This is a genomic window from Pseudomonas sp. SID14000, from assembly GCF_002165135.1.
GTDB lineage: Bacteria > Pseudomonadota > Gammaproteobacteria > Pseudomonadales > Pseudomonadaceae > Aquipseudomonas.
Genome location: NZ_NFZQ01000002.1, coordinates 403,795 through 416,084, shown reverse-complemented (window position 1 = coordinate 416,084; position 12,290 = coordinate 403,795). Strand labels below are relative to the sequence as shown.

General features: G+C 64.9%; 10 protein-coding genes. 3 read left to right on the top strand and 7 right to left on the bottom strand.

What is annotated here, in order from left to right; all coding sequences use genetic code 11:
* Positions 1-36 precede the first annotated feature (36 nt).
* Positions 37-1,944, bottom strand: a complete 1,908-nt coding sequence (gene quiC / locus CAY82_RS04830; RefSeq protein ID WP_087500153.1) for a 3-dehydroshikimate dehydratase QuiC — start codon at positions 1,942-1,944, stop codon at positions 37-39.
* 289 nt (positions 1,945-2,233) lie between these two features.
* On the opposite strand from quiC, the gene CAY82_RS04820 reads away from it, so the two are divergent.
* Complete coding sequence (locus CAY82_RS04820) at positions 2,234-3,607, top strand: MFS transporter (protein ID WP_087500151.1); 1,374 nt, start codon at positions 2,234-2,236, stop codon at positions 3,605-3,607.
* A 37-nt stretch (positions 3,608-3,644) separates the two neighbouring features.
* Here CAY82_RS04820 and CAY82_RS04815 read toward each other — a convergent pair whose 3' ends face one another.
* The 5 genes from CAY82_RS04815 to CAY82_RS04795 form a co-directional block, all read right to left on the bottom strand.
* The gene (locus CAY82_RS04815; protein ID WP_087500150.1) at positions 3,645-5,057 is read right to left on the bottom strand and encodes a DOPA decarboxylase; all 1,413 of its coding nucleotides are present in this window, start codon (positions 5,055-5,057) and stop codon (positions 3,645-3,647) included.
* A 181-nt stretch (positions 5,058-5,238) separates the two neighbouring features.
* The gene (locus tag CAY82_RS04810) at positions 5,239-6,183 is read right to left on the bottom strand and encodes a LysR family transcriptional regulator (protein ID WP_087500149.1); all 945 of its coding nucleotides are present in this window, start codon (positions 6,181-6,183) and stop codon (positions 5,239-5,241) included.
* A gap of 138 nt (positions 6,184-6,321) precedes the next feature.
* A complete protein-coding gene (locus tag CAY82_RS04805) occupies positions 6,322-7,032 on the bottom strand; it encodes a YebC/PmpR family DNA-binding transcriptional regulator (RefSeq protein WP_013972055.1) in 711 nt (236 codons plus the stop codon).
* Between the two features lie 97 nt (positions 7,033-7,129).
* The gene (locus tag CAY82_RS04800) at positions 7,130-8,521 is read right to left on the bottom strand and encodes an FAD-dependent oxidoreductase (RefSeq protein WP_087500148.1); all 1,392 of its coding nucleotides are present in this window, start codon (positions 8,519-8,521) and stop codon (positions 7,130-7,132) included.
* Between the two features lie 15 nt (positions 8,522-8,536).
* Positions 8,537-9,853 (bottom strand): MFS transporter, encoded by a 1,317-nt coding sequence (locus tag CAY82_RS04795; protein ID WP_087500147.1) that lies wholly within the window; start codon positions 9,851-9,853, stop codon positions 8,537-8,539.
* A gap of 243 nt (positions 9,854-10,096) precedes the next feature.
* Here CAY82_RS04795 and CAY82_RS04790 point away from each other — a divergent pair, with 243 nt between their 5' ends.
* Positions 10,097-10,966, top strand: coding sequence for a LysR substrate-binding domain-containing protein (locus CAY82_RS04790; protein WP_087500146.1), 870 nt, complete (start codon positions 10,097-10,099; stop codon positions 10,964-10,966).
* Positions 10,967-11,123: 157 nt separating this feature from the next.
* Positions 11,124-11,495 carry a DUF2784 domain-containing protein gene (locus CAY82_RS04785; RefSeq protein WP_087500145.1) on the top strand — a complete coding sequence of 124 codons (372 nt, stop codon included), beginning with the start codon at positions 11,124-11,126 and terminating at the stop codon, positions 11,493-11,495.
* On the opposite strand, the gene tam is transcribed toward CAY82_RS04785, so the two are convergent.
* Positions 11,485-12,261, bottom strand: coding sequence for a trans-aconitate 2-methyltransferase (gene tam / locus CAY82_RS04780; protein WP_087500144.1), 777 nt, complete (start codon positions 12,259-12,261; stop codon positions 11,485-11,487). The genes CAY82_RS04785 and tam overlap by 11 nt on opposite strands.
* Between the last annotated feature and the right edge of the window lie 29 nt (positions 12,262-12,290).

Genomic DNA, 12,290 nt, shown 5'->3' with positions numbered 1-12,290 from the left:
GGAGCTGCCGGCGACGAGGCCGGTACAGGCAAGCCACTACAGGACCGGCTTGCGCACCGCCCCGCTGCGGGCCTTGGCCATGGCCGCCAGGCGCACCGCGACGTTGGCCGCACCGTAACCGGCATAACCACCCTTGCGCTGGATGATCTCGAAGAAGAAACGCTCCTCGAACGGCTCGGTGTACACGTGGAACAGCTCGCCACCCTGGGCATCGCGGTCGTACAGCACGTTGTAGTAGGCCAGTTCGCTGAGGAACTCGTCGTCAAAATCGAAGCGTGCCGCCAGGTCGTCGTAGTAGTTCAGCGGGATCTCCAGCAGCGGCACCCCGGCCAGTTTGGCACGCGCCACTTCACGGAAGATGTCGTCGCAATCGAAGGCGATGTGGTGCACCCCCGACCCGCGGTAGCTGGACAATGCATGGGCGATGGCGGTGTTGCGGTTTTCCGAGATGTTCAGCGGCAGGCGCAAGGTGCCGCACTGGCTGCGCAGGGCGCGGCTCTTGACCAGCCCGTAAGGGTCCGGCAGCACCACTTCGTCGTCGGCCGCGAAGTCGAACAGGCTCTTGTAGAACAGCACCCAGCTGTCCAGCGACTCGGCCGGCAGGGCCAGGGCCATGTGGTCAATGCGGCGCAGGCCGCCGGTGGCCGTGGCGCTCTTGTCCAGGCTGAAGTCGGTGTCGTACAGGGTCTGGCCAGCCGTGCCCTGCTCCACCAGGTACAGCAGGCTGCCATCCGGCGCACGTACCGCCGGCACTTCGCACTCGTTAGGCCCGACCAGGCCGCGGAACGGCTGGCCACGGAAGGCCGTGGCGCGCTTCAGGGCGGCTTGCTGGTCCTTGACCCGCAGCGCGGTGGCGCACAGCGACGGCCCGTGGGCCTCGAAGAAGTTGTGGCCGAAGGAATAGGGTTCGGCGTTCAGCACAATGTTGATATCGCCCTGGCGCAGCAGCTGCACCTCTTTACTGCGGTGCTTGCCAGCTTCGGCAAAACCCAGGCGCTTCAGCCAGCTGCCCAGCCGCGCGCCAACGGCCTCGTCGACTGCGAATTCGAGGAACTCCACACCGTCATAGGCACTGGCCGCCGGTGGGGTGAACAGCACACCCGGCTCGATCGGCGTGCCTTCCTGCTCCAGGCGCAGGCGGGTCTGCTCTTCGAGGTACAGCAGCGAACGCAAGCCGTCGGCGGCATTCTGCCGGGGCGGCGCGGCGCGGAAACCGTCGTTGAAGATTTCAAGGGACAGCGGCCCGCGGTAGCCAGTGGCGAGGATTGGCGCCAGAAAACCGGCCATGTCCATCTCGCCCTGCCCCGGGAAGCAGCGGAAGTGGCGGCTCCACTCCAGCACATCCATGGCCAGGATCGGTGCGTCGGCCATCTGCACGAAGAAGATCTTGTCACCGGGGATGTCGCGGATCGCGCTCGGGTCGCCCTTGAGCGACAGGGTATGGAAACTGTCGAGGATCACCCCGAGGGCCGGGTGGTCGGCCTGACGCACCAGGTTCCAGACTTGCTGGTAGGTGTTGATGTGGCGGCCCCAGGCCAGGGCTTCATAGCCAATGCGCAGGCCGCGTTTGCCGGCGTGCTCGGCCAGCAGGCGCAGGTCGTCGACCAGCACCTGTTCTTCATCCAGGGCGTCGGCCTGGACGTTGCTGCACACCAGCACCAGGTCGGTGCCCAGTTCCTGCATCAGGTCGAACTTGCGCTCGGCGCGGTCGAGGTTTTTCTGCAGGCGGTCGCGGCGGCAGCCTTCAAAGTCGCGGAACGGCTGGAACAGCGTGATGGCAATACCCAGGTCGGCGCACATCTGCCGTACCTGGCGCGGGCTGCCGGCGTAATAGAGCAGGTCGTTTTCGAAGATCTCGACGCCGTCAAAACCGGCGGCGGCGATGGCTTCGAGCTTTTCCGGCAGGGTGCCGCTCAAGGACACGGTAGCGATCGAACGCTGCATGGCGGGAGTTCCTTGTTGTTAGAGGGAGACGGTGCCAGACAGGTAAAAAACCACTGTCACAGTTTATGGCACGATCGATTATTCGCAGGTAAAGTCGACGCTTCAATCTCTTTGTACGGAATGGTTAGTTTTTCGTTCGATTATCGCACAGTACCCGATTTAGCGAATTGCCAGTCCGCTGGCCCGTGGTCAACATGATCCACAGACGCAGGCACACCGACCCATTGCCTCCTGCCTTGGCTAACCTCCGGCGGAACCTGCGCTAACAACAATAACAACGGAGACAACGATGGCTCACTCCAGCTCTCAAGCCAAGAAAGCGACCGCCAGTGGATGGATAGGCTCGGCACTCGAGTACTACGACTTCTTCATCTACGCCCAGGCCGCTGCGCTGATTTTCCCGCAGATCTTCTTCCCTAACACCGACCCGAAAATGGCCATCATTGCCTCGCTGGCCACCTACGGCGTGGGTTACCTGGCGCGCCCGTTCGGCGCCTTCGTGCTGGGCCACTGGGGTGACACCCGCGGCCGCAAGAACGTACTGCTGCTGTGCATGTTCCTGATGGGCCTGTCGACCATGGCCGTAGGCCTGCTGCCTACCTACCACGATATCGGCCTGCTCGCCCCGGCCTTGCTGGTGGTGCTGCGGCTGGTCCAGGGCTTTGCCGTGGCCGGGGAAATCTCCGGTGCCAGTTCGATGATCATGGAACATGCGCCATTCGGTCGACGGGGCTACTACGCCAGCTTCACCCTGCAAGGCGTACAGGCTGGCCAGGTACTGGCGGCGGCCGTGTTCCTGCCACTGGCCTACTTCATGCCCAGCGAAGCCTTCAACGACTGGGGCTGGCGCATTCCATTCCTGATGAGCGCCATTGTGCTGATTGCCGGTTTCATCATCCGTAAGGAAGTGCACGAAACCCCGGCATTCGTGAAGGAAGAGAAGCAGGACAAAGTTGCCAAATCGCCGATCAGCGAGGCCTTCCGCCACAGCTGGAAGCACATGGTGCTGGTGATGTTCATGGCCTTGATGAACGTGATCCCGGTGGTGGCCACCATCTTCGGTGCGGCCTACGCGGTACAGCCGGCCTATGGCATCGGCTTCGACAAGAGCGTGTACCTGTGGATTCCGGTAGTCGGCAACATCGTTGCGGTGCTGGTGATTCCGTTTGTCGGCAACCTGTCCGACAAGATCGGCCGTCGCCCGACCATGATCGCCGGTTGCCTGGGCTCGGGCCTGCTGGCCTTCCTCTACCTGTATGCGATCAGCATCCAGAACGTACCGCTGGCGTTCGCCTCGTCGATCGTCATGTGGGGCATGGTCTACCAGGGTTATAACGCGGTATTCCCCAGCTTCTACCCAGAGCTGTTCCACACCCGCTATCGCGTTTCGGCCATGGCCATCGCCCAGAACATCGGCACCATGCTGACCGCCATGCTGCCAGCGCTGTTCGCCCTGGTTGCCCCGCCCGGCTCGGACAACATCCCGCTGGTGGTCGGTGGCCTGGCGTTCTTCATCACCTGCATGTGTGCCCTGGCGGCCTACATTGCCCCGGAAACCCATCGCCTGACGATGGAAGACCTGGGTAACCCGCAGGCCAAGCCAATGGAGAAAGAGGCTTACGAGGCTAGCCGCAAAGGTAGCTTGCAGGCAGTGAGCCACTGACAGGTTGTCGGGGGCCGCAACGCGGCCCTCGGCAATTTCAGCCCTTGACCACTTCCTGCAGGCGCTGCCAAAGCCTCTCGACATCCCCCCGCTCGGTCGGCAACGCCCCGATCGACACCCGCACCATCCACCGCCCCTCCAGCGTCGCCGGCGTCACATAAGCCTCCCCGGACGCATTCAGCCGCTCGGCCCACCCCTTGGTATGCGCATCCAGCGCCTCCCCTTCAAGCCCAGCCGGCCGATGGCGAATACACAACGTCTGCAACTGCACCGGTGCCAGCACCTCCCACTGCCCAGCCGCCACAACCTGCCCGGCCAGCCATTGGGCATTGTCCAGGTCACGCCGCAGCCGTGCCTGCAACGCTTCAACGCCCTCGCTGCGCAGCATGAACCACAGCTTCAACGCGCGGAACCGGCGGCCCAGCGGGATACCCCAGTCACGCAGGTTCTTCACCTCGCTGTCCACCGCCGACTGCAGGTAGCTGGGGTTGGTGCTCATCACCCGGATCAGGTGCTGTGGGTCACGCACGTAGTAGATCGAGCAATCGAAAGCCACGCCCAGCCACTTGTGCGCATTGACCACCAGCGAATCGGCGAGCTCGATACCGTCCCACATCCAACGGCATTCAGGCAGGATCATCGCCGAGCCGGCCATGGCCGAGTCCACATGCAGCCACAAGCCATGGGCCTGGGCGATTTCGCCGATCGGACGCAGCGGGTCCAGGGCCGTTGTGGCGGTGGTGCCGGTGGTCGCGACCACGGCGCAGGGCTGGTTGCCGGCGGCCAGGTCCTGCTCGATCGCCGCCTGCAGTGCTTCCGGGCGCAGAGCGTAGCGTTCGTCGGTCGGGATCAGGCGGATGTTGTCGCGGCCAAAACCGGCCAACAGTGCGGCTTTGTCCACCGAGCTGTGGGCATGGGCGCTGACATAGACGATCAGCGGCCTGGCCTGGGCTTGCAGGCCGCCGCGCACCAATGCGTAGTCGCTGGCGCGCTCCCGGGCACAGATCAGGGCCACCAAGGTGCTGGTGGAGGCGGTGTCCTGGATCACCCCGCTCCATTGATCAGACAGGCCAAGCAGCTGGCGCAGCCAGTCGAGGGTGGTTTCCTCCAGTTCACTCAGGGCCGGGCTGGACTGCCACGACAGGCCCAGCACGCCCAGGCCGGTGCTGAGGAAGTCACCCAGTACCGAGGACAGGGTGCCGTTGGAGGGGAAGTAGCCGTAGAAGTCCGGGTGCTGCCAATGGGACAGGCCGGGCATGACCAACTGGCTGACGTCGTCGAGGATCGTTGCGAAAGGCTCGCCTTGCTGAGGGGCCTGTGCGGGCAAGGCGGCCTTGAGGTAGCCGGGCTCGACCTGGGCCATGACCGGACGCTCGCCGACGGTTTGGCGGTAGTCGGCGATCAGGTCGATCAGTTGGTGGCCGTACTGGCGGAATTGTTCGGGGGTCACCTGAGGTCTCCTGTGGGTTGTTCGCTACCTGCACTGGCCTCTTCGCGGGTAAACCCGCTCCCACAGGTATGGCATCGCTTGTGGGAGCGGGTTTACCCGCGAAGAGGTCGGTACAGGCAACACATTGCCCCCAGTCTAGGCAGCTATCCCAAAGTGAATAACCCCGCTTCGCGCATAGCTGCTATGGCAAACCCGCATGCCCGCCCTGCACGCCGAACTGCGACCGGCGCCACAACTCGAACACCCGGTTGCGCAACCAGCGGTGCTCGGCCGAGGCCTGCAGGCGCTGGTGCCATACCACCCAGTAGCGCTGGCTGTGGTCGATGAAGCCCAGCGGCCGCCAGGCCAGGTCATTCAAGCGGCACAGCTGCCGGGCAATATGCTCGGGGACAGTAGCCAGCGCCTGGCTGTTGGCGATCACCTGCACGGTGGCGGAGAAGAATGGCACTTCCAGGCTGACCCGCCGTTGCAGGCCCTGGGCGCGCAGGTGGCGGTCGATGAAGCTGTCCTTGTCGCCACCGCCGGAAATACGCACATGCTTGTGCGCCAGGTAGTCAGCCTGGCTGAGCGCGCCGTGGGCGGCCAGCGGGTGGTCATGGCGCATCAGGCACACCGCGCGGTCCTCGCCCAACAGGCGCCCGTGCAGGTTAGGTGGCGACTCGTCGAACAAGGTGGTGGCCAGGTCGATCTCGCCGCTGGCCAGCAAGGCGTACTGGCCGGCCTGCCAGGTGCGGTACTCCAGCGATACGCCCGGCGCTTCGCGCTCCAGCGCGGCCACCAGCAACGGCAGCATGTGCTCGGCCACATAGTCTGACGCGGCCAGGCAGAAGCGCCGCTCGCAACGCGCCGGGTCGAATACTGCAGGCTGGCGCAGGGCATGCAGCTCTTCGAGGACCTGGCGCAAGGGTTCGACCAGGGCTTCGGCGTGTTCGCTGAGCACGTAACCGCGGCCCTGGCGCACCAGCAACGGGTCGTCGAAGGCTTCGCGCAGGTTGGCCAGCTGGCGGCTAAGGGCAGACTGGCTGACGCCCAGGCGCTCGGCGGCGTGGCTGAGGTTCTTCAGCTGCAGCAGGTGGTCGAGGGTGCGCAGGTGGGCGAGGCTGAGGGAGGCGAAAGCGGGGTTCATCGAGGTTCGGCTCCAGACCGCTGGCGAGGGCTTTGCCCTCGTTTCGCGACACAAGGCCGCTCCCACATGGGTCATGCGTTCCCCTGTGGGTGCGGCCTGATGTCGCTATGGGCCGCAAAGCGGCCCCAGACACGCAGATCAGTCAGTCAGACCAACGTAAACGTTCTGCACGTCATCGTTCTCGTCGATCGCCTCGAGGAACGCTTCTACCTCGGCCAGCGCTTCAGCACTCAGGCTGGCCGCGCTCACCGGGTTTTTCGGGGTGTAGCCGATCTTCGCCGAAGTCACGGTAAAGCCATGCTCCGGCAGGGCCTTCTGCACCGCGTCCAGGTCGGTGGTGTCGGTGATGAACAGGGTCGACCCCTCTTCGTCACCTTCCTCGAAGTCCTGGGCACCGGCTTCGATGGCCGCCATTTCCGGGTCGGCGTCGCCGTTCGGGGTGGCTTCGATCAGGCCGACATGGTTGAAGTCCCAGGCCACCGAACCGCTGGCGCCCAGCTGGCCCTTGCGGAACAGCACGCGGATTTGTGCGACGGTGCGGTTGACGTTGTCAGTCAGGCACTCGACGATCAGCGGTACCTGGTGCGGGGCGAAACCTTCGTAGCTTACCGCCGAGTACTGCACGGCATCGCCGTCCAGGCCCGCGCCCTTGCGGATTGCGCGCTCCAGGGTCTCGCGGGTCATCGAGGCCTTCTTGGCCTGCTCGATGGCCAGGCGCAGGCGTGGGTTCATGTCCGGGTCGGCGCCGGACTTGGCGGCGATCTGGATCTCTTTGGACAGCTTGCCCATGATCTTGCCTTTGGCGTTGGCCGCGGCTTCTTTATGTTTGGCTTTCCACTGTGCGCCCATGTCGACTCTCTTGTTTCAGCGGCCGGTTCAGGAAGCGACCGGCCAAAAGTGGGTGCAGTTTATACGCCCTCTGGCCGGTGTTCGACAAGAAATCTCATCAGCCTTTATCGGCTTTGCCCGCCGCCGCGGCAAACCGCGCCAGGCGCACATCCAGCCTCCGCGGCCGCAGCCCACGGTCCTCGGCCCGCTCCTTGCGGCGGATGGCATTGCGCACCATCAGCGAGCCCAGGTAGCGGATCGGCTCGGGCGGAAACAGCCCCAGCGGCCCCTTGACCAGCGGCGAACGGGTCCATGGGTTGTCCAGCCCCAATGCCAGCGACGACAGAATCTGCCCGCCCATGTGGCACGGCCCAACGCCGCTGCCGGAGTAACCAAAGCCGTAGAACACGTTGCCCTGCCCGTCCAGCCGGCCAAAGAACGGCAAACCGGTGACCGAGCGATCGGACGGCCCGTTCCAGCTGGCCGCCAATGGCACCTCGGCCAGCGCCGGGAAAAAACCGCCCAGGCTTTCGCGCAGTAGTGGCTGGTACGGCGACGGTTGGTCGAACACCGGCAACATGCGCCCGCCATAGGCGAAGGTATTGCCGCCCTTGCCGAGCATCAGCCGACCATCGGAGGTGTTGTGGTAGTAATGCACGAAAATCCGCGAATCGAGCACGCTGATGCCACTGTCGAGGCCGACCTGGTGCAGCAGTTCGGGGCAAGGTTCGGTGATCACCATGTCGCTGGAAACAATCGCCACGCTGCGCTCGAACTGCGGGAAAGCCCGCGCCATCCAGGCATTCAGGCCCAAGACCACGCGGTCGGCGCGTACCGTGCCATGGGCCGTGCGCACCTGCACCTGGGCGCCGTGCTCCAGGCCGGTCATGGCGGAGCCCTCATGGATGCGCACGCCGCGCTGCAAGGCCACCCGGCGCAGGCCGCGCACCAGCTTGCCGGGTTGCACAGTGGCCGCGGCCGGCGAGAACCAGCCTTCCAGATGCCGCGCCGAACCTGCCAGGCGCTGCACCTGCTGTAGCGGCAGGCGGCGAAACGAATTGATTCCCTTGTGCTCCAGCGCAGCGATCACCGCGTCGGTGGCGCCGACCTGGGCGGCGTTGGTGGCGGTGTACAGCGTGCCGTCCAGGCGGTAGTCGCAGTCGATGCCATTGGCCGCGCAGAACGCACCGATTTCACCGATGCTGCGCTCCGATTCACGCACCAGGCGCACCGCCTCGGCCACCCCGAACAGCCGCTCGAGGGTGAAGTACTTGGCCGACCAGGACAACGCGCAGCCACCATTGCGACCACTGGCACCGGCACCGCAGATATCGGCCTCGATCAGTACGATATCCAGGGCCGGCACCGCCTCCTTGAGCATCAGTGCGGTCCACAGGCCGGTGTAGCCGCCGCCGACGATGCACACATCGCAACGGGCATCGCCTTGTAGCGGCGGGCACACCGCCTCTTGCGCCGAATCCAGGGCCTGTTGCAGCCAGAAGGGTCTCATTCGCTTGCTTTCCTTTCAGGTACGCAGTGGCTTGATTGCCATGCTGGTATTCGGTGCCACGTCGGTGCTTTGCGCAGCGCTGGCCGGGCGGCTGTTCCAGTGCGGCAGCAGCACCAGCGCCGAGAACAGCGCGCAGCCGGCGAACACGATGAACACCGTGACCCCATCGAAGTACCCCGGCAGCAGCCCGCCCAGCACCGCCCCCACCGAGCCACAGCCGTTGACGAAGCCAGCCGCGGTGGCACCGGCCTTGGCGGTGCCGAAGTCGATGGCCGCAGCGCCGCTGATCATCGAGTCCGGCCCATACAAGGTCAGGCCCATGACGAACAGCAGGCCCACTACCAGGATCACGCTGCCGGTGTGCATGGCCGCCATGAACACTGCCAGGGCCACGGTAAGCAGCAGCAGGCTGATGACACAGGCCGGCATGCGCCGGGCGCCAAACAGCTTGTCAGAGGCCAGGCCGATGATGATTGGGCCGAGCAGCCCGGCCAGTTCGAAGGCTGTCGGGATAATCGCTGCACCTACCTTACCCACCGAGGGCATCTGCTCGAAGACGATCACCGGCCCCCACAGCAGGATGGCGTAGCGCGCAGGCTTCAACAGGAAGTACGCCAGCCCCAGGGTCAGCACCGTGCGGTTGCGCAGGATCTCTTTCAGCGGCGCCCACACGCTGCACAGGTTGCTGGCCGGGGCCATGCTTTGCGGCTCGGGCTCCACCGCCGGCAGGCCGACGTCTTCAGGCTTGTTGCGTTGCAGGAAGAAGAACAGCACGGCCACCAGCGCCACCACTGCGGCACTGGAGAAGAACGCCGCGTGCCAGCTACCGACCAGGGTATAGGCCCACCAGCCGGCGAACGGCGAGGCCACCAGACCGCCGAAGGCATAGCAGGAGCTCCAGAGGCCCAGCACCCGCCCACGCTGCGAAGCGGGGAAGAAACTGCCGATGTTCTTGCACAACCCGGCCCAACCGGTGGACTGCGCCAGGCCCTGCACGAGCATGCAGGTGGCGAAGATCGGGAACGTGGCGTAGCTGCCCATCACCACCGCAGCAGCAGCAGAAATCAGCAGGCCGCCGAGCACCACCACGCGCGGGCCGAAGCGGTCGGCAAGCATACCCCAGGTGAACTGGCCCACGGCGTAGGCGGCCAGGTAGATGGCGTCGAGGTTGGCCATGGCGGCCTTGTCGAGCATGAAGTCGGGGTCTTCACCGATGCCCAGCTTGGCCACCGAGAAGGCTTTGCGGGTGAAGTAGAAGGCGGCGTAAGCCAGCCAGGTAATGGCGAAAATCTGGATGCGCCAGCGTTTGAACGCGGCTAGGGAGTGATTCATGTAAGTCTGACCTCTTGCTCAAGTGTGCCGGCAGAATGTGAAGAAACGCCTGTCTTGTTCTTGTGTTACGCACAGCGATGACGAGGCTGTCATCCGGTCAGATGGCGCCGTGTGGGTGCCATGGCCCTGGCGGTACTTGTGGTGCCAGCGTCGGGCTGACATGCATGGAAACAGTTGCGCTAAGATAAATAAAATCGATTTATCGTATTTCACACATAAGCTCAGCTTGTTACTGAGGTGGCCATGTCGGTTTCCCACGCACAACTCAAGGCCTTCCATGCCGTGGCGGTGCACGGCAGCTTTACCCGCGCTGCCGAAAAGCTGTTTCTTACCCAGCCCGCGGTGTCGGACCAGGTGCGCAAACTGGAGGAACGCTTCGGCGTGTTGCTGTTCCACCGCAACAAGCGCTCAGTGCAGCTCACCGACCTCGGCGAGCGCCTGCTGGGCATCAGCCAGCGTCTGTTCGCCTGCGAGGCCGAAGCCCATGAACTGCTGCAGGATTCGCGTGCGCTGCACACCGGCAGCCTGGTACTGGCGGTGGATGCGCCGGTGCATGTACTGCCGCAGATCGCCCGCTTCTGCCAGCGCTACCCGGGCATCCAGGTGAAGATCGAGACCGGCAACACCGACGAGTCGCTGGCCCGGCTGTTCAGCTACCAGGCCGACCTGGCCCTGCTGGGGCGGGACGTTGACGATGAGCGGCTGCACTGCCTGCCGCTACGCCGCGACCCGATGGTGGCGTTCGTTTCCCACCAGCACCCATGGGCCAGCCGCGGCTCGATCAGCCTGGCGGACCTGGACGACATGCCGCTGGTACTGCGCGAGCCCGGTTCGGTGACGCGGCAGACGCTGGAAGAAGAGATGCAACGGGCCGGGCTGCGGGTTCGCCCGGCGATCCAGGTGGAAGGCCGGGAAGCGGCGCGGGAAGCGGTGGTGGTGGGGATTGGTGTAGGGGTGGTGTCGGCGGCGGAGTTTGGTGCGGATGCGCGGGTGTGTGCGTTGCCGATCGTCGATTGCCAGCGACACCTGACCGAGACACTGGTGTGCCTGAGTGAACAGCGCACGCGGCGAGTGGTGGCGACCTTCCTGCAGATGGTGGAGGAAGGGCTGTAAGCCTGTGCCGGCCTCTTCGCGGGTAAACCCGCTCCCACAGATCCCCCACAGTTCTCAGGTTCCGTGGAGTACCTGTGGGAGCGGGTTTACCCGCGAAGAGGCCAGTACAGGCAACCCATCTATGCTGGGAAGAACTCAATTCACAAAACAACTCCCCATGCTCTACCGCCTTGCCGCCGACGCCTTGGTCTTGCTGCACCTGGCCTTCATCCTGCTGGTGCTGTTCGGCGGCCTGCTGGTGCTGCGCTGGCGCCCTGCCCTGCTGCTGCACCTGCCGGTCCTGGCCTGGGGCTTGGCGGTGGAATGCCTGCACCTGGGCTGCCCGCTGACCACCTGGGAAAACCGCATGCGCAGCGCTGCCGGTGACGCAGGCTACCAGGGGGGCTTCGTCGAGCACTACATCTGGCCGTTGATCTACCCCGCCGGGCTGACCCCGCACATCCAGCTGCTGCTTGGCACTTTGGTGCTGCTGCTCAACCTCGGCATCTACAGTTACGTGGCCTGGCGCTGGCGCCGCCCTAGCGGGTAGCGATTACGAACAGCCGCGGGAACGGCAACAGCACCTTGCCATCGGTGGCCGGCGGGTAGTCGCGCTGCATCGCCTGCAGGTACATCTGCAGGAAATCCACCTGCTCCTGCGCCTCCAACCGCCCCAGATACGGACGCAAGGCAGAACCCTTGAACCATTCCACCACGGCTTCGGCGCCGCCGGCCAACGGGTGATGGTAGGTGGTACGCCACACATCCACCCGCGCACACAGCGGGCTGAGCAGGTCGTAGTAAAACGCCGCGCTGTGCCGTGGCGGCAGCTGGAAATCGGCAAACTTCGCCGCCCAGGGACCTTGGCTGGCGATTTCGCGCAGTTGCCGATGGGCCGGCTCGTCGAGGTTGTCCGGCGTTTGCACAGCCAGGCTCGCGCCTTCGCTCAGCTGGCGCACCAGGTGCGGATACAGCGAGGCATGGTCGGGTACCCATTGCAGCGAGGCATTGGCCAGGATCAGGTCCTGCGGCTCGGGGGCGGACCAGCCCGTAATGTCTGCATTGATCATGCGCACGCGGGGGATGCACAGCCGTTTGCGCTCGCGCGCCTTGTCGATCATGTCCGGGTCGCTGTCCAGGGCCGTCACCTGGGCATCCGGGCACCGTTGCAGCAGCACCTCGGTAGAATTACCGGGGCCACAGCCCAGGTCGGTGGCGTGGCGTACCGGGCGTGCCGGCACAGCGGCGAGCAAATCGCGCACGGCGCGGGTACGCTCGTCTTCAAACTGCGAATACTGGGTGGCGGACCAGGCCATGTGAAGCTCCTTTGGGCGGGCAATGTGTT